Annotated in this window: 14 protein-coding genes and 1 pseudogene; 8 read left to right on the forward strand and 7 right to left on the reverse strand. The window is 56.4% G+C overall.

Annotated features, from left to right (window positions below; translation table 11 throughout):
* The 6 genes and pseudogenes from D8U61_RS02235 to D8U61_RS02260 form a co-directional block, all read left to right on the forward strand.
* A pseudogene (locus D8U61_RS02235) lies at positions 1-329 on the forward strand (DUF2345 domain-containing protein); the annotation flags it as partial.
* Positions 319-1,062 (forward strand): DUF4123 domain-containing protein, encoded by a 744-nt coding sequence (locus tag D8U61_RS02240; RefSeq protein WP_130888434.1) that lies wholly within the window; start codon positions 319-321, stop codon positions 1,060-1,062. The pseudogene D8U61_RS02235 and the gene D8U61_RS02240, both read left to right, overlap by 11 nt.
* A complete protein-coding gene (locus D8U61_RS02245) occupies positions 1,059-5,789 on the forward strand; it encodes an RHS repeat-associated core domain-containing protein (RefSeq protein ID WP_125927648.1) in 4,731 nt (1,576 codons plus the stop codon). The genes D8U61_RS02240 and D8U61_RS02245 overlap by 4 nt, the downstream gene beginning before the upstream one ends.
* Positions 5,786-6,202: a hypothetical protein gene (locus D8U61_RS02250; RefSeq protein WP_122700361.1), complete on the forward strand. Its 417-nt coding sequence runs from the start codon at positions 5,786-5,788 to the stop codon at positions 6,200-6,202. The genes D8U61_RS02245 and D8U61_RS02250 overlap by 4 nt, the downstream gene beginning before the upstream one ends.
* A 373-nt stretch (positions 6,203-6,575) precedes the next feature.
* Positions 6,576-7,799 carry a hypothetical protein gene (locus D8U61_RS02255; RefSeq protein ID WP_232245492.1) on the forward strand — a complete coding sequence of 408 codons (1,224 nt, stop codon included), beginning with the start codon at positions 6,576-6,578 and terminating at the stop codon, positions 7,797-7,799.
* A gap of 140 nt (positions 7,800-7,939) precedes the next feature.
* Complete coding sequence (locus tag D8U61_RS02260) at positions 7,940-8,245, forward strand: hypothetical protein (RefSeq protein WP_125927647.1); 306 nt, start codon at positions 7,940-7,942, stop codon at positions 8,243-8,245.
* 977 nt (positions 8,246-9,222) lie between these two features.
* Here D8U61_RS02260 and D8U61_RS02270 read toward each other — a convergent pair.
* Entirely contained in the window at positions 9,223-9,954 is a 732-nt protein-coding gene (locus D8U61_RS02270) for a tellurite resistance TerB family protein (RefSeq protein ID WP_130888421.1), read from the reverse strand.
* A 177-nt stretch (positions 9,955-10,131) separates the two neighbouring features.
* The gene (locus tag D8U61_RS02275) at positions 10,132-10,317 is read right to left on the reverse strand and encodes a hypothetical protein (protein WP_016771524.1); all 186 of its coding nucleotides are present in this window, start codon (positions 10,315-10,317) and stop codon (positions 10,132-10,134) included.
* Between the two features lie 403 nt (positions 10,318-10,720).
* Here D8U61_RS02275 and D8U61_RS02280 point away from each other — a divergent pair, with 403 nt between their 5' ends.
* Positions 10,721-12,349, forward strand: a complete 1,629-nt coding sequence (locus tag D8U61_RS02280; RefSeq protein WP_071174494.1) for a glucan biosynthesis protein D — start codon at positions 10,721-10,723, stop codon at positions 12,347-12,349.
* A 178-nt stretch (positions 12,350-12,527) separates the two neighbouring features.
* Here the strand turns inward: D8U61_RS02280 and D8U61_RS02285 are convergent, their stop codons facing one another.
* The 3 genes from D8U61_RS02285 to D8U61_RS02295 form a co-directional block, all read right to left on the reverse strand.
* On the reverse strand, positions 12,528-13,634 hold the full coding sequence (locus D8U61_RS02285) for an NADH:flavin oxidoreductase/NADH oxidase (RefSeq protein ID WP_039759093.1): 1,107 nt from the start codon (positions 13,632-13,634) through the stop codon (positions 12,528-12,530).
* Positions 13,635-13,900: 266 nt separating this feature from the next.
* Positions 13,901-15,610 carry a single-stranded-DNA-specific exonuclease RecJ gene (gene recJ, locus D8U61_RS02290; RefSeq protein ID WP_016771527.1) on the reverse strand — a complete coding sequence of 570 codons (1,710 nt, stop codon included), beginning with the start codon at positions 15,608-15,610 and terminating at the stop codon, positions 13,901-13,903.
* Between the two features lie 54 nt (positions 15,611-15,664).
* The gene (locus tag D8U61_RS02295) at positions 15,665-16,207 is read right to left on the reverse strand and encodes a YaeQ family protein (protein WP_007908961.1); all 543 of its coding nucleotides are present in this window, start codon (positions 16,205-16,207) and stop codon (positions 15,665-15,667) included.
* A gap of 146 nt (positions 16,208-16,353) precedes the next feature.
* Here D8U61_RS02295 and D8U61_RS02300 point away from each other — a divergent pair, with 146 nt between their 5' ends.
* Positions 16,354-17,553 (forward strand): CaiB/BaiF CoA-transferase family protein, encoded by a 1,200-nt coding sequence (locus tag D8U61_RS02300; RefSeq protein WP_130901534.1) that lies wholly within the window; start codon positions 16,354-16,356, stop codon positions 17,551-17,553.
* Between the two features lie 222 nt (positions 17,554-17,775).
* On the opposite strand, the gene D8U61_RS02305 is transcribed toward D8U61_RS02300, so the two are convergent.
* Positions 17,776-18,057, reverse strand: coding sequence for a DUF3509 domain-containing protein (locus D8U61_RS02305; RefSeq protein WP_016771530.1), 282 nt, complete (start codon positions 18,055-18,057; stop codon positions 17,776-17,778).
* A gap of 162 nt (positions 18,058-18,219) precedes the next feature.
* Positions 18,220-18,627: a response regulator gene (locus D8U61_RS02310; RefSeq protein ID WP_016771531.1), complete on the reverse strand. Its 408-nt coding sequence runs from the start codon at positions 18,625-18,627 to the stop codon at positions 18,220-18,222.
* Positions 18,628-18,630 lie beyond the last annotated feature (3 nt).

Raw genomic sequence — 18,630 nt, forward strand, 5'->3', positions numbered from 1 at the left:
TCATCGACGCAGGGCAAGAAATCCACCTGAGCAGCGGCATGAAAGTGGTGATGGAGGCTGGTTCGGAACTCACGCTGATCGGCGGCGGCAGCTTCATCAAGATCGACGCCGGCGGCGTGACCATGAGCGGGCCGGTGATCAACATGAACTCCGGCGGGAGCCCGGGCAGCGGCACCGGTGCTGCGCCGTTGATGCCCGGTGTGCTGAAACAGGCGGATGCCGACAAGGCTGGCCAGGTCCTGACCCCGGCGCAAATCAACACCCTGAAACGTAACGCGCCGTTCTGTGAAGAATGCGAAAAATGCAAGGCAGGTGCCTGTGCCATCTGAACGAATCACCCCCAAGGACTGGCTGGCGCAACAGCCGCTGCAAAGCGGCGAGCGCCTGTACCTGATCGTCAGCGCGGCCAGCGACGCCGACGCCCTGAAAACCCTGTACCTCACCGAACCCACCGCCCAACTCATCCCGATCTGGGGCGGCACGCCCTACTCCACCTGGCAACCGGTGATGCCCTACCTCACCGAACTCAAAGCCAATTCCGCCTTCCTGCCATGGATCGCCGAAACCGACGCCCTCGACTGGGGCTGGCTGGCGGTGTCGCGTTCAGAACCGAACGAAGTGTTCGAACATCTGCGCAGCCTGACGCAGGTAAAAATGCCGGATGGCACCGAGGTGTTTTTCCGGTTTTGGGATGGGCGGCATATTTATCCGATTCTGCGGGGGCTTGGGGAGAAGGCTGGAGAAGTGCTGCCGGTGTTTGAGCGGTATCTGATCAATGGGCAGGCGCTGGAAGTGGGCACGCGGGTTGTGCCGAAGGTGCGGGACTGGCCGTGGTGGGAGGTGCCGAAGGGGTTGTTGGAAGAATTGATGGCAGAAAATCCATCAACCGTTATCGGCAACATGATGCAGTGGTTGCAGGAGGAACACGCCGATCTGTATTTCTCCTTTCCCGAATCGAACCTGAAACAAAAAGTGGCGCGCTTTGTTAAACGCACGCCACTCACGGAAGAAAACTTTACCGGGCTGTTGAAGGCCTATCTGGAAAAAGAGGTGGTGGTATGAGCGTTTTAATGGGCGGGATCGTTGGCGGTCTCACAGCAAAACAACCCGATGCTCAGGCCATCATCAACGACTTCAAGAAGTGCCTGAAGGATTACCGCGAGCATGCCGAAGCCTGGTACGGCGGCATTCTGGATGCGGAGCAGCAATTCAAAGTCGGTGACGAAGTTGGCACGGCTGACAAGGACAGCAAGAAGGAAAATACCCTTTATGCCAACTGTCCTGCGAACGGCAAGCTGGTGCTGATCCATAGTTTCGAGTCCGCGCGCTTTGTGCCGATCGGCAATACGCCAGTTCAACTGACACCGGTCGTCAATGCCCGCTTCATCGGCAAAAACGAAGTTGGCCCGACCATCAATAAAACCATTGACGCATCAGGGATTCTTGAAGTCTCAGGCCTTACTCCCAATCAGCAGTACAAAATCACCTTCTTCCCGAATCCTACGCGTGCCCAGATCGACAGTTTGTTCAATTCCTACCAAGGCGTGATCGGCGAGTTGGGCGGCTGGCTACAAACCGAATGGAGCACCAGCTTCCTCCCGCTCTGGCAAGCTCACACCGATGCCTCCCTTGGAGGTCGCGCCTTGCAGGAGCTGGAAGCGGCTTGGGAAGGGTTCATGAAAGCGATTATGGGATTGTGGGGCGATATCAAAAGTCTCTACGACCTCATCGCCCATCCTCGCGAAAACTACGAGAAGCTGAAAAACTTTTTCACTGAAGAACAGATCAAGAAAATTTACGACGCCTCTGCCGACGCTATTCACACTGCTTTATTGATCGCGAGCGATGAGCCGTTGATGTGGATATACGTCGCGGCCATCGTGGCCTGGGTGAAAATGCTGCCGCCGCAGACTTGTACCGAAGTGCTGGCGCAAATGTCGACAGAGTTCCTGCTCAACATTTTGATCGGCGTTGTCTTGACTGGTGGTCTTGGCTTGGCCGTACGCGTGGGTACAAAAGCCGTCAAAGGGGTACAAAGCAGCGGCAAAGTCATAAAGCTGATTGAAGACTTCACCGGCATGTTGATGAAAGTCAGCAAGTCCAAAGCGACGCCCCATACCGAAGCATCGAAGCCGTTGCTACTCAATGGTGATTCGAAATTCAATCCGGCACGCAAAGCGGATGTTCAGATCGCCGCTCCCAAACCTGCCGAAACCGCGACAGCTCCGAAGAGCAAGCCACCGATCACTGGCGGAAAAGCGGAATCCGATGCGCAGATTCAAACCCGTAAAAAAGATGAGCCAGCCTCACGGATCGAGCAGGTAGAGGCCGTCGACAACGCCCCCGAACAGCCGAAGAACCCAGCGAAAAAACCAGCACAATGCGTCGACGACACATGCTCAGACGGCGAACCAGTATCGATGGTGACCGGTGAAGAGTTACTGACGCTCACCGATGGGGAACTGGGTGGCCTGCTGCCTTTTGAGTGGACACGCCTATACCGAAGCAGTGCAGTCGAAATTGATAGCCGCCTCGGCTATGGCTGGAGTCATTCACTGTCTCATCGCTTGCAGATCGACGATGAGGGTGTGCTGTGGACGGACAACGAGAACCGGCAAACCCGTTTCCCGATGCCCACGGAACAGCGGCCGGCCATCACTAACAGTCTGGCTCAGGCAGCAATTTATCTAGGCAATGAACCCGGCGAACTCATTTTGACCCAGGCCGGGGCAAAAACACGCTTTTACCATTTCCGTGCCGGTCGACTGACCGCGATCAGCGATGCGTACGAAAATCGTCTGCACATCAGTTATGACTTCGTTGATCGTATCCAGCGCATAGATAACGGCGCAGGGCGCGCCCTTTTTCTGCGCTACGAAGACAGACACATCGTTGCTGTCGACCAACAGCAACAACGCCCCGAATACAATGAACGCGGCGAACGCCAAGACCCATGGCTGACGATTCATACCCTCGTCACCTACCGATACAACGCACTCAATCAACTGGTTTCTTCCACCAATGCGATGGGCGAAACCGAGCATTACCGCTACAACGATCAGCACGTCATCCTTGAGCGACAAATGGCCGGAGGGGCTAGCTTCTTCTGGGAGTGGGAGCGTGAAGGCAAGCTGTCCCGATGCGTACGTCATTGGGCCAATTACGCGCAGATGGAAGCACGTTACGAGTGGGATGATAAAGGCTCGGTCATTGTTCATAACGCTGACGGCAGTGAGCTGGTCTATGTGCATGACGAAAATGCACGCCTGGTCAGTGAGACCGCACCCGACGGTGGTGAGACGCAGAACGCTTATGACGATAACGGCCGATTGATCGCCGTTAAAGACCCGATGGGAGCGATCACCGAGTATCAGTACAGCGATGCCGGACGCTTGATTGCGGTGATCCCCCCGGAAGGTGTTCCGACGCGTTACAACTACTTCAACGGTCAACTTATTGATGTCCAGCGCGGCAAGGCCCGCTGGAAATACGAACGCAACCGCCAGGGCGATATTACCCAACAAACCGATCCTGACGGCAACGAGACCTTCTACAGCTATGACCGTCAGGGACGCTTGCTTGAGATCCGCCACCCCGACGGCAGTCGTCATCAACTGGGCTGGAACAACCTCGGCCAATTGCTGGAAGAACGCCTGCCGGACGGCGGTCAACGAAAATACCGCTACGATGCCCTCGGCCGGCAAATCACTCGCCAGGACGAATTCGGCGCGATCACCCAATATCAATGGGACGCCGTCGACCGCCTCACTCAGGTCACCCTGCCCGGCGGCGCCACACGTGCGTTTACCTACAACCCGTATGGCCGCGTCATCGCCGAACGCGACGAGCTCGGCCGGATCACCCGCTACGAATACGCCGACAACCTGCATCTGGTCAGCCGCCGCATCAACCCCGACGGCAGCCAACTGCGCTACCGCTACGACAACTCGCAACTCAACCTCACCGAGATCGAAAACGAGCGCGGCGAACGCTACCAACTCGATTACTACCCGAACGGCCTGATCCAGCAGGAAACCGGTTTCGATGGTCGACGCACCGCGTATGAGTACGACCTCAACGGCCAACTGCTGAAGAAAACCGAGTTCGGTGACGACGGTAGTGAACTGGTTACCGAATACCAGCGCGATGCCGCAGGCCGTTTGCTGGTCAAGACGCTGCCCGATGGCGAAGAGATTCATTACAGCTACGACGCACTCGGTCGCCTGGTAAACGTCGACGACGGCCATTGGCCGCTCGCTTATGAATACGACGTGCAAGATCGCTTGATCACCGAACATCAGGGCTGGGGCACCACGCGTTACGCTTACGACAAAGTCGGTCAGCTCAGCCACTGCCGTCTGCCCGATGGCTGCACGCTCGATTACCGTCATTTGTCCGGTGGACGGCTGAACAGCATCGACCTCAACGGCTCTCGCCTGACCAGCCACCAGTTCAACGCCGGTCGCGAGCAACAACGCCAACAAGGCTTGCTGCTTAGCCAATACCAATACGATGAACAGGGCCGACTAAAGGCCCACAGCGTCAGCCAACGGGACAAGCACCTGTTCCAGCGTCGCTACAACTACGATGCCAACGGCAACCTCGCCGGTATTAACGACAGCCGCAAAGGCAACCGCAGCTATCACTACGATCCACTCGACCGACTGATCAGCGTACGCGGCGCCATGCCAGAGAGCTTCGCTCACGACCCGGCAGGCAACCTCCTCGGACAAAATGACCTGCCCGTTGCGAACCTCGCAAACGTCAAAGGCAATCGCCTACTGATGCAAGGCGACCGCCATTACGATTACGACGCCTACGGCAACTTGATCCGCGAGCGTCGCGGAACCGGCCAAAAGCTCGTCACCGAATACCGCTACGACTGCCAACACCGCCTGATCGGCGTCAGCCTGCCGGGTGGCAGCACTGCAACCTACAAATACGACGCCTTCGGTCGCCGCTTCGAAAAAACCGTCGACGGCCACACCACTGAATTCCTCTGGCAAGGCGAGCGATTGATCGCCGAAAGCGCAGAAAATCGCTATCGCAGCTACATCTACGAGCCGGGCAGCTTCCGCCCGTTGGCGATGCTCGACGGCGAAGGCCCGCTAAAAGCGGCCCCGTTCTATTACCAACTCGACCACCTCGGCACACCGCAGGAACTCACCGACTACAGCGGCGAAATCATGTGGTCGGCAAAATACCGCGCCTACGGCAACCTCGCGGCGCTGGATGTCAGCGAAATTGATAACCCGTTGCGCTTCCAGGGTCAGTATTTCGACGCCGAGACAGGCTTACATTACAACCGCCACCGCTACTACAATCCGGGAACTGGACGGTTCTTGACGCCTGATCCGATCAAGCTTGCGGGTGGTTTGAATAGCTACCAATACGTGCCTAACCCTACGGGGTGGGTGGATCCGTTGGGGCTGGTGTGTAAACAGACAAACGGTGCCACTCCGAAAAAGCCTCCGCAAAAAACGACCCCGCCCGAGGTTGGCGAGACACTTAATTTTGAGCATTTCGAGCAAGCTCGCAATAAGGCACTTGAATGGCTTGAAAGCAATGGATTCAAAGCAGAAAAGCCAACCATTGGGAAGTTTGGTACGAATGCCGGGAAGGTTGTAGGCATGCAAACCGCTGACGGCAAGACTGGCTATCGAATCGAATATGATGAAAGAAGCGGCGCACATATAAACGTTTGGTCAGGAAAAAAGCCAGCACCACATTACCTTTTCAATGCAAGCGAAAAAACCGTATTAAAATTACTAAAGGCATTTAAAAAATGAGCTACTTCGACGAAGAACTTGAGAAAGAATTGTTAGAATCCAGCATTAACTACATGAAACTTGACAATGATGCACATGACAACGCCGTCTCACATATCAATAGAAATTTTCCGTTTATTGGATCAAAAATCGCTTGGAGCTCACTTCCCAACAGCACATCGCATTCAAAAAACACTATAAACAAAGCCATTGAAGAAATTTCAGAAAAAGCAAAAGATCTCAAAATAACTGAGATTACCTTTATCGGCGACTCGCTCACAGAGAATGCTTATAGATTCCACACCGCCGATCTTAAAAAAATAATAATGACATTTTCTGAAATACCGCAACACACCTATTTTTTCTCCGAGCAGTTTAGTTTGATAGGTTGCATAAGCAGCGAGGGCGAAATCAATTTTAGTGCGACCACTTAAACATGACACATAGCAGAAAAATAGGGAAAATCGATTTTCTATTGAAATAAATCCGCCCCCATTTGCGCCATTCAATCAGAGAAAACAAATATAAAAACAGGATATTCACACTCATCATCGAAGATACTCTGAAAGCACTCGCAAACATTGAATTTACCTTGATTTCTCTATAAAAAATGGGAAGTTACTATAGCGACAAACCGGTTAAAGAATATCAAAAACTTCAACCGAGCTCATTAACGATGATACGTCACTCAGCGACCAATCCAAGATCAAAAAATCATCAGCAAAAAATTTGCCCCAATTCCTGGTGAGGATTCACATGAATGACATAGAGCGTCATGTGGAGGGAATTGAATTCTGGAAGCCTTGAATGATTAGCTGTACGAAGAAATCTGCTGGGCCGCCTGATATGCGTGAAAAACACGTCACTGAAACCTTCAAGGCGACTGTCAACTTAAACTCTCCATTCAAGAATAATGAAAAACAGAAAACTTATGCTCAACGCATAATCACCAGATCAAATCTCTGCGACCACTCTCACGGATTAAATAATCAAAGGACTGTTATCTTGAAACACTTGAGCCGCACTCTCTCCTTGCTTCTAGCCTTTACCTTCTCCCTAAGCGCAAGCGCGCTGTCACTACGATCCGAACAACATCCCGACGGCACAACTGTCTTGTTGCTTACAAACGAAGCCAGTCCAGAACGGGCTCACAAGCTCAACCAAGACCCGGCGGTTCGCTCTGCACTCGTTGATTTTCTTGGCTACCAAACCGGAAGCTACACCAATGACAATACGATGATCGTGCAGCAGGTTCTTGAAGCGCTCGATTCGGAAATGGCGACGTTTGTTGATGGAGTGCCTCCCGGCAGAAAAATGATCACCGCCATGGACGACGGTAACAACGGATTCGAGCGCGGCGCATTGCTGCTGGACGACAAGGGGCAGTTGCTCGCCGTAGGACTGGTCAATGGCCATTGCTCCGTCAAGTCTCGTGACGAGCCATTGACTTGTAACGATGCTCCGGAAACCGTGCTGACCATTTTCCAGCCAGAAGGCGCTAGTGAGGGTGACGCCGACGCTTTGATCACTTGGAGTAAGCAACTGCCTCCTATGATGGCGCTGTGGGCGGAGAGTGACGATCCAGAACGCCGAGCCGCTGCGCAGAAGATTGCCCACGTTGAGTACATCGTGACTCAGCCGAAACAGGGAGCTTGGACTGCGGCTCAATTACCGTCCGATTTTCCAAAAGCGATGCTGCCGTTGCTTCCGCAGCGAGCTCACTTGATTGGCGCCGGCGCTCACGGTGTCTTTACGACACCGGGTATGGAGGGCACGTCAATTGACGGTGACTGGGACAAAATAGCCGGACGCCCTCAGCATGAATATGAGGTCATTCTCAGGACTTTTACCGAATACGCGGATGTTATCGACTTCTATCAGCAACATGCAAAGGACGCCGAAGTCAGCGGCAACGAGCGCAAAGCGCTCGTTGAAGGCCGCATCAATGGTGGTACCTATAAAGTAGAAATCACCAATAGAAAAGAAGCCGGCACAGTGATCACGTTTTCCGCTTGGCGGCAGGAGGTCTAATTCATCTCTGAAGACAGAGCGATCATGTGGTCGCTTTGTCTTCTGAGCAAAAGGGACTGAGTAAAAGAGGACAGTTTTCTTTCTTCAAACTGAATATAAATCTGTCCCCTTTTCTTACTCGCAATTAAAAGCAAAAAAACATGAAATTTGAAAAAATAATACGTCTCGGCGGAAAAGTAATTTTCGACGAACTATCCAACCTAATCGATTACGACATAGCACTCATCTCAGAGAACCTGAAAGAGGATCTCTTACAGGCAGCATTCCCAAACGAACAAATATTAGACATCGGATGGTATCCTGAATTTGACAAAAATGGTGCCTTTAGAATTTCATTAATTGCAGATCGAGATTGGGAATCTCCGATATACACCGACACCGCCAAAACCTGGAGCGACCTTGACAAAATCTTAGATCACACGCTGCATAAAGTTAAACAAATCTGATGCAGGCTTTACATATTAGGAGTATATGGGGAAAGCAGTGGACCTGACATTGGCTAAGCCATAGGGTGTAGCGGCGCTGCCAATCGATGACAAAATTTGTTAGAGCAACCCACTACGCTAAAGCAGCGCAGCCGATGCCGATGCCGATGCCGATGCAATTAATTTGGGAAAAGCCTCAGACCTGTAGTACAAGGGAGTTTTCTTTCGGTAAAAAAATCTCGACAACCAAACCTATAACAGCGAAAGCAAAACCATGATATTTAAGTGCTCGGGCAACGCAGTCAATCCAAGTACCGTATCTTATAGAAGCTTGGGATTCGGAGAGGCGGTCACGATCAAGACTCAGCCCTACATACTGCAAATCAAACCCGGAGACTTTCCAAGAAAGTTCGAAATTATTGCAGATACGTTTATTTCGGAATGCAGGATTGACGATACCGTGCAAGGCTATGCGGACATCCCCGAGCTTGCGACAGTTGATTACCCGACTTTCAATGAACTTCTGAACATCCATTCAAACCTAGCAGCAAGTTTGATCGAAGATTATCTTTACTTCGAACTCTTCTATCATCTTTTTCAAAACCCAACCAACCTACAGCTGGTTATCAACAACATCAACAACGTATATACAGAAAAAGATTCAATAATAATCACGGGAGACACATATCCATTCAAATACTTCTAGCAGAAGGAAACTTGCTCGACGGCAGGCCCGCCGACTCATACCTCAACGGTCGACTGTTGAATAACACCGATCTGGCGACGAAGTCAGTGCGCTAATCACCGATTGCTAGTGATCTATTTGCCAGCTCTATTACGCGGCTAGTACCAAAAATATGCAGAGCCAGCCGCAAGAGCAATGTCCGCCATCGGGACAAAGGTCGATTCAACGCCGTTACGGAAACTACTGAAACGCAGAAAGTCTAGCTAACGTAAAAGGGCAACCGCCTGCTGATGCCCGGCGATCGCCACTACGATTACACGCTATCCGCCCCGGCCAACCGCACCTGCCTCTCCAACTCCACCTTCAACCCCGGCTCCAATTTCAACTGCCGTGCCAGTTCATCCAGATAGCTCTTCTCCATAAAATTCTCCTCATCCACCAGCATCACACTGGCGATGTACATCTCCGCCGCCATTTCCGGCGTGCTCGCCGCGCGGGCGACGTCGGTGGGGTCGAGGGGTTTGTTGAGTTCGGCGTGGAGCCAGTGTTGCAGTTCCTGATCGTTGTCGAGCTTTGTGAATTCGCCCTCGATCAGTTCGCGCTCGCGCTCGTCGATGTGGCCGTCGGCTTTGGCGGCGGCGACCAGGGCTTTGAGGATGGCCTGGCTGTGCTCCTCGACTTGCGCGGGTGGCAGGCGGTCGAGGGTTTGCGGTTCGCGTTGTGGTGCGCTGCCTTTTTGGGCGTTGTAGTTGCCGTAGGCCTTGTAAGCCAGTACGCCCAGCGCGGCGAGGCCGCCGTAGAGGGCGACTTTGCCGCCGACCTTGCGGACCTTTTTATTGCCGAGCAGCAGGCCCATCGCGCCTGCGGCCAATGCGCCGCCACCCGCGCCGGAGAGCAGACCGCCGAGGCCGCTGGAGCCAGACGAGCCACCGAGCAAGCCGCCAAGTCCGCTGGCAGCCGATTTGCTGGAAGCGCCGCCGTCCTTGTTCTGCAGCATTTCCTGCCCGGACTTGAGCAGTTGATCGAGCAATCCACGGGTGTTCATGTTCCGTCTCCAAACAAGGGTTATCCGGATCTAAGGCCCTCAGCCTAGTTCGAAAGTGCCCGGACCCGCCCCGCGAGTGTGCTTCGAGATGTTGCTCGCCACTCAAAAGGGCTCGTTCCGAGCGTTACCCAATGAAAAGGGGCGGGCCTTTCGACCTGCCCCCTTCTCCCCTCCTCTTTAAAACCGCGAAACACTCCGCATCGCATCCACCAGATAGCGCATGGCGATCCGGTCGCTTTCCGATAGCTCTCGATAACGTTCCACCAGTTTCAATTCCTCGGAATTGAGACGGCGTCTTCTGCGCCCGCCGCCCAAGCAAGGGAAGATGCCCAACATTTCGGTGATGCCTTGTATTTTTGCCATGGACGATGTCCTTCTCTATTGAGTCAAGAAACTGCTGAACCTCACATCGCCCTGCCTCTTCGAGCAGCGTCGTGTGCCCCGCCGGCACGAAGGCTTGTATCCGGTCTTGCTCATAGAATAGGAATTAAATCGGCGTTGAAAAGTGGTTTTTAGAGTAATTAATCGAAAAAAGCAGATATGCCCTCTAAATCAGAGGGCCCTGTCAGAAAAATTACAGACATGTCTTGTTTCATTGCCAGATGGCGCAACGCAAACAAGCGTTTTTGCCCGACAATCGAACCGATTAAGCTAGCGGGCATCTGTTTATAGTCCGTTGCGTTTGGCCGAAGGCATGACCGAACCGTAATTTCCGATCCGATACGTGCCAGGAACGGCGCGGGATTGCACACGACAGGTTGTATTTATGCACCGCAGGAATTTGCTCAAAGCGTCCATGGCCATTGCGGCCTATACCGGTCTTTCCGCGTCGGGTCTGTTGGCCGCTCGCGCCTGGGCGGCCAATGGTGGCGCCGCCGATGGCGAGGCCCAGGCTTTCGATTTCGAGGCGTTGAAGCGCCAGGCCAAGCAGCTCGCCGGCAATGCCTATCAGGATACGAAACAGGTGTTGCCGCCAACCCTGGCGACCATGACTCCGCAGAATTTCAACGCGATCCGCTACGACGGCGAGCATTCCTTGTGGAAGGAAAACAAAGGTCAGCTGGACGTGCAGTTTTTCCACGTCGGCATGGGTTTCCGTCAGCCGGTGCGCATGTACAGCGTTGATCCGAAGACGCGCATGGCGCGCGAGGTGCATTTCCGCCCGGCGCTGTTCAATTACGAGAACACTTCGGTCGACACCCAGCAGCTCAAGGGCGATCTGGGTTTTGCCGGCTTCAAACTGTTCAAGGCACCGGAGCTGGATCGGCATGATGTGGTGTCGTTTCTCGGCGCCAGCTATTTCCGTGCGGTCGATGCTACTGGCCAATATGGCCTCTCCGCGCGCGGCCTGGCCATTGATACCTACGCGAAGAAGCGCGAAGAGTTTCCCGACTTCACCAAGTTCTGGTTCGAGACGCCGGACAAGAACGCCACGCGTTTTGTGGTCTACGCCCTGCTCGACTCGCCGAGCGCGACCGGCGCCTATCGCTTCGACATCGATTGCCAGGCCGAGCGCGTGGTGATGGAAATCGACGCGCACATCAACGCACGCACCACTATCGAACAGTTGGGCGTTGCGCCAATGACGAGCATGTTCAGCTGCGGCACCCACGAACGGCGCATGTGCGACACCATTCACCCGCAGATTCACGACTCCGACCGTCTGGCCATGTGGCGCGGCAATGGCGAGTGGATCTGCCGTCCGTTGAACAACCCGGCGACGCTGCAATTCAACGCATTTGCCGACAAGGACCCGAAAGGTTTTGGCCTGGTGCAGACCGACCACGAATTCGCCAACTATCAGGACACCGTCGACTGGTACAGCAAGCGCCCGAGCCTGTGGGTAGAACCGACAACCGCCTGGGGCGAAGGCTCTATTGATCTGCTGGAAATTCCTACAACCGGCGAGACGCTGGATAACATCGTCGCGTTCTGGACGCCGAAGAAACCCGTGGCTGCCGGTGATTCGCTGAACTACGGGTACAAGCTGTACTGGAGCGCCCTGCCACCGGTCGGCACGCCACTGGCACGGGTGCACGCGACGCGTTCGGGCATGGGCGGCTTCACCGAAGGTTGGGCGCCGGGTGAGCATTACCCGCCAGTCTGGGCGCGGCGCTTTGCGGTGGACTTCACCGGTGGCGGCCTTGAGCGCCTGCCACAGGGCACCGGGATCGAGCCGGTGATTACCTGTTCCAACGGCAAGGTGCAGGACTTCAGCGTGCTGGTGCTGGATGACATCAAGGGTTATCGGATCCTGTTCGACTGGTATCCGACCAATGACAGTGTCGAGCCAGTGGAACTGCGCCTGTTCATTCGCACCAACGACCGCACGCTGAGCGAAACCTGGTTGTACCAGTACTTCCCGCCGGCGCCGGACAAGCGTAAATACCCTTGAGGTTCTAAGGCGGCGGTTCTGGCGTCATTCGCGAGCAGGCTCGCTCCCACAGGGGTCCGCATTCCTAATGTGGGAGCGAGCCTGCTCGCGAAGAGGCCCGCCTGGATAACGCAAACTTCTGCCGAATAGAAAAGCCCCGGCCATCACTGGTTCGGGGCTTTTGCTTTCCAGCCTTCAATCAATCGCGCAAATCCGATTCATGAATCGGCTGATCCCGATGGGTCGCGCGCTGATACTGCGCGGGCCACACTGCTTTGCGTCCGCCCAGATCATCGTCGGCATGCAGCGGCCAGTACGGATCGCGCAGCAGCTCTCGGGCGAGGAAAATGATATCGGCCTGACAGGTGCGCAGAATGTGCTCAGCCTGGGCAGGCTCGGTAATCATTCCGACAGTACCGGTGGCGATGCCTGACTCTTTGCGTACCCGCTCGGCAAAGCGCGTCTGATAACCCGGCCCGACCGGAATTTCCGCGTTTGCAGCTGTCCCTCCTGAAGACACGTCAATGAGATCGGCGCCCAGCGTGTGAAGGCGACGCGCCAGTTCCACGGTCTCATCCGGATTCCAGCCGTCTTCGACCCAATCAGTCGCCGAGACGCGGACAAACACCGGCAATTCCTCTGGCCATACCGCCCTCACCGCTTCAGTGACTTGCAGCACCAGACGGATACGATTCTCGAACGAACCACCGTACTGATCGCGGCGTTGATTGCTCAGCGGCGAGAGAAACTGATGCAGCAGATAGCCATGCGCGGCATGCACCTCGACCACGCTGAACCCCGCCGTCAGCGCGCGCTTGGCCGCGTCGACAAAGGCCTGGATCACTTCGGCGATCTGCCCCTCATCCAGCTGCTTCGGTTGAGTGTGTTGCGGATCGAAAGCAATCGGCGATGGCCCGACCGGGGTCCAGCCGCCATCCTCGGGTTTGACGCTGCCATGCTTGCCGATCCACGGCCGGTGGGTGCTGGCCTTGCGCCCGGCGTGGGCCAGCTGAATGCCGGCGACCGCGCCCTGGGCGGTGATGAAACGAGTGATGCGTTGCAGCGGTTCGATCTGTTCGTCGTTCCAGAGGCCAAGGTCTTCGGCGGTGATGCGCCCGTCGGCGGTCACCGCCGTGGCTTCGGTGAAAACCAGACCGGCACCGCCCACCGCGCGGCTGCCCAGGTGCACCAGGTGCCAGTCGTTGGCCAGGCCGTCGACGCTGGAGTACTGGCACATCGGCGACACGGCGATGCGGTTGGGCAGGGTCAGTTGGCGCAGGGTAAAGGGTTCAAGCAGCAGACTCATGGGGCACCTCTCGAATCAGTGGGCAGGCTCCAGGGTTCTGTTTGAAAAGTCGACGAGTGACAGAAAAAGGGTGTAGCACCCGCCCCCGCGGGCAAGAATTCGACAAGACGTCACAAGGCCAATCAAGCAGTGCTTAGAGCCTAGTCGACAACCGGAGATGACGGAGGGTTCAGAGTAATTCAGTGTGTGAAAGGACGCTTTCGCGAGCAGGCTCGCTCCCACAAGGCAGCACCGTACCTGTGGGAGCGAGCCTGCTCGCGAATGGCTTAACGCGGTTCGATATGAGCAATCATCAACTGCACAGTCTCGTTGCCACGAAACTCGTTGACGTCGAGCTTGTAAGCCAGTTCAACCCATTGAATCGTCGGGTTCGGCCACACATCGCGATCAATGCCAAACGCGATGCCATCGAGCTTCACCGAACCGCATTCGCTTTTCAGCACCACTTTCAAATGCCGTTCGCCAACCACGCGCTGCTCGACCAACTGGAACACGCCATGAAACAGCGGCTCCGGAAAGTGCTGACCCCATGGCCCGGCGTGGCGCAAGGCGCGGGCCAGTTCGAGGTGGAACTCTTCGACGGCCAGCGTGCCGTCCGACAACATTCGCCCAGTGAGGTCTTCTTCGCGAAGTTGCCTACGTACTTCAGCGTCGAATGCCTCGGCGAACAGCGGAAAATTCTCCTGCGGCAAGGTCAGACCAGCGGCCATCGCGTGGCCACCGTACTTGGCGATCAGGTTCGGATGCTGCGCCGCGACCACGCTCAGCGCATCGCGAATATGGAAGCCCTGCACCGAGCGACCGGAGCCCTTGAGCAGACCATCACCGGCATCGGCGAAGGCAATGGTCGGGCGGAAATAGCGCTCTTTCATCCGCGAGGCGAGGATGCCGATCACGCCCTGATGCCACTCCGGATCGAACAGGCACAGACCGAACGGCATCGACTCGACCGGCAGATCCTTGAGCTGCGCCAGCGCTTCACGCTGCATGCCCTGCTCGATGGATTTGCGATCCTGGTTCATGCCGTCCAGTTGCGCAGCCATTTCCCGCGCCAGATTGGCGTCGGCGGTGAGCAGGCATTCGATGCCCAGGCTCATGTCGTCCAGACGCCCGGCGGCGTTCAGGCGAGGGCCGACAATAAAACCCAAGTCGGTGGAAGTGATCCGCGCAGCCTCTCGCTTGGCGACTTCGAGAATCGCCTTGATCCCCGGCCGCGCCCGGCCGGCACGAATCCGCTCCAGCCCTTGATGCACGAGAATGCGGTTGTTGGCATCCAGCGGCACCACGTCGGCGACGCTGCCCAGCGCCACCAGATCGAGCAGTTCGCCGATGTTCGGTTGCGGTTTGCTCTCGTACCAGCCAAGGCTGCGCAGGCGTGCGCGCAAGGCCATCAACACATAAAAAATCACCCCGACGCCGGCCAGCGCTTTGCTCGGAAACTCGCAGCCCGGCTGGTTCGGATTGACCAGCGCATCGGCCTGCGGCAGTTCATCGCCGGGCAAGTGGTGGTCGGTGATCAATACCTTCAGTCCGGCGCGCTTGGCCGCCGCGACGCCTTCGACGCTGGAGATGCCGTTATCGACGGTGATCAATAGTTGCGGTTCACGGGTCAGCGCGACTTCGACGATTTCCGGCGTCAGGCCATAGCCGTATTCGAAACGGTTCGGCACCAGATAATCGACATGCGCAGCGCCCAGCAGGCGCAGGCCGAGCACACCGACGGTGCTGGCGGTGGCGCCGTCCGCATCGAAGTCGCCGACGATCAAAATGCGCTGGCGTTGCTCCAATGCCGTCACCAGCAGGTCAACCGCCGCATCGATGCCTTTGAGCTGCTGGAACGGGATCAAGCGCGCCAGACTTTTGTCCAGCTCCGCCTCCGACTGCACGCCCCGCGCCGCGTACAGGCGAGTCAGCAGTGGCGGCAGATCACCGAGGAAAGGCAACGTGGCAGGCAATTGACGAGGTTCGATACGCATGGGGCGACGGAGGCTTCTCTTTGATTCGTGGGAAATATCAGCGATCTCGCGACCTCAGCCGCGCTCACCTTGCAGCCATTGCAACTGGACTTCGTGCTGACCGCGGTCGTCGGTGACGAAGATCGTGCCTTCGCTGATCATCACGTCCCACTTGATGACGCGCGGCATGTCCTTGGCCAGGGTCTCCAGCACTTCCTGCGGGACGGCGGCGATGTTGACGTTTTTCAGGTTCTTGATCGCCGGGATCACCTTGGTTTCCCAGACACGCAGGCTGCCGTAGGCCAGCAGGCTGGTGCGTTCGGTGCGGCGCGAGCACCAGGTCAGGCGATCGGCATCGGGCTGGCCGACTTCGATCCAGTGCAGGACACGGTCGTCCAGGCTCTTTTCCCACAAGGCCGGTTCATCCACGTCTGACAGACCACGGCCGAACGACAGCTGCTCGTTGTACCAGAGCGCGTAGGCCAGCAGCCGCACAGTCATGCGTTCTTCGGTCTCCGAAGGATGACGGGCGATGGTCTGCTTGACGCTTTCGTAGACGCTGCGGTCGAGGTCGGTGAGGTTCAGTTCGAATTTGTAGGTAGTGGACGGCTGGGCCATGAACGGGCTTCTTGATACGAGGAAAGTCGGCAAGTCTAACCGATGCCACAGGCAATCATCGAATTGATGGCGATCCAGCTGCGGCGTCTGACAGCCGGCTATGTTAAAACCCTGTATCCGTTCAGCCTTGTCCTACAGGATTTCGCATGCCGTTCACCAGCAAACCGCTCTCGGGTCTAAAAGTCATTGAATTGGGTACGCTGATCGCCGGGCCGTTTGCCTCGCGCATTTGCGGCGAATTCGGCGCCGAGGTGATCAAGATCGAGTCGCCGGACGGCGGCGATCCCCTGCGCAAGTGGCGCAAATTGTACGAAGGCACCTCGTTGTGGTGGTTCGTCCAGGCGCGCAACAAGAAGTCGCTGACCCTCAATCTGAAACACCCGGACGGTTTGGCGATCCTGAACCAGCTGCTGGGCGAAGCCGACATCCTCATCGAGAATTTCCGCCCCGGCGTCCTGGAAAAACTTGGTCTGAGCTGGGAAACCCTGCACGCACTGAACCCGAAACTGGTGATGGTGCGCCTGTCCGGTTTTGGTCAGACCGGGCCGATGAAGGACCAGCCGGGTTTCGGCGCGGTCGGCGAATCCATGGGCGGCCTGCGGTACATCACCGGTTTCGAAGATCGGCCACCGGTGCGTACCGGGATTTCCATCGGTGATTCGATTGCCGCGCTGTGGGGCGTGATCGGTGCGCTGATGGCGCTGCGTCATCGCGAGGTCAATGGCGGGCTGGGCCAAGTGGTCGACGTTGCGCTGTATGAAGCTATCTTCGCGATGATGGAAAGCATGGTGCCGGAGTTCGACGTGTTCGGTTTCATCCGCGAGCGCAGCGGCAACATCATGCCGGGCATCACGCCCTCTTCGATCCACACCAGCGCCGACGGCAAGCATGTGCAAATCGGCGCCAATGGTGATGCAATCTTCAAACGCTTCATGCTCGTGATTGGCCGCGAAGATCTTGCCAACGACCCACTGCTGGCCAGTAACGACGGGCGCGACAGTCGCCGGGACGAGTTGTATGGCGTGATTGATCGCTGGGTCAATTCCTTACCACTGCAGACTGTTCTCGACTTGCTCAATCAGGCCGACGTACCGGTCAGCCGGATCTTCAGCGCCGAGGACATGTTCAACGATCCGCAATATCTGGCGCGAGAGATGTTCCTGCATGCCAAGTTGCCGGACGGCAAGGACTTCAAGATGCCCGGCATCGTGCCGAAACTTTCCGAAACCCCAGGTTCATCCGAATGGGTCGGGCCGCAGTTGGGCGAACACAATGCGCAGGTGCTCGGCGATCTGGGCTACGACGCGGCGCAAATCGCTCGGCTGCGTGAAGACGGGGCCATCTGAGCAGCGCCGGGCGCTTCGGTTTTTCAAGCAACAAGCCGCGCACTGCGCAAACGCCGGGCAAAAGAAACCCCGAGAAGTGGGGAGACGACTCGGGGTTAAACGGGGTCTGCTTCGAGACCCGTAGCAGCAAGCGACAAGCACCGGAGCACAATGCTTGATCTCGCTGTTATGGGGTCTGACTGACAGGGATGCGGGAAGGTTCCCACAAAAAATATTTCATCTTTACAGGGCCGGACGCTTATCCAGAGCTGCATTGCGCAACGCCGCAATCACGCAGGGTTCCAGCCGCCCTTCGGCGATCATCACGTCACGGTGCAGGCCGTCCACCACGTCGGTCAGCAAGCGCTTGTCGCTCAACTGGGCCTGATTGAATTCGCGTTCCACCACAATGGCGCCGCTGCTGTTCTTCAGCGTCACCAGACATTCACCATGGCTGCCGCGAGGGGTCAGCGTCACCTGATACGGGCTCAGAGCCTCACCGAGCAATAGACTGATACTTTCCATCTCGATCTCCACTCAATAGTCCGAAAACACAGTGCCTGGGGCGTGTTCACATTAAATGACCACCGGCCCGAGAAGAAAGTTCTGCCTGTCGCGTCCCAACCTTGCGGGTCCGCGTCTGACAGAGCATGCACGGCGAAGATGACAGAAAAATATTCGCCGGTTTCAGGCCTCGATGAGCTCCTGCGGGGTGATCAGATAACTGTCCAGCAGACCTCTCATCAACACCGCCGAAACCGGCGTTTGCAGCCGTCCCAGCAGGCGCAGGCGTTGCTGGCGGAGCAGCGGCTCCAGATCACTCATCAAACTCTGCGCGACCGAGCCCAGCAGAATCAGGGCACGCGCCTCATGGTGCGCCGCCAGGTGATGAATCAAAGCCAGCCCATCGCCACCCTTGAGCTGCGGATCGCAGATGGCGATATCGACCGCGCCGCGATGCCCCAGTGAACTCAAGGCTGACGCCAGCGAAGGCGCGGTCAATACATCGTAGATGCCGATGGCATTGAGCATTTGATGCAATGCCATCAGCTGGAACGGGTTGGGTTCAAGAATCAGGACTTTAAGCGAGCGCATGGG

Origin of the sequence: Pseudomonas sp. Sample_14 (assembly GCF_004307515.1) — a bacterium.
Classification (GTDB): domain Bacteria; phylum Pseudomonadota; class Gammaproteobacteria; order Pseudomonadales; family Pseudomonadaceae; genus Aquipseudomonas; species Aquipseudomonas atacamensis.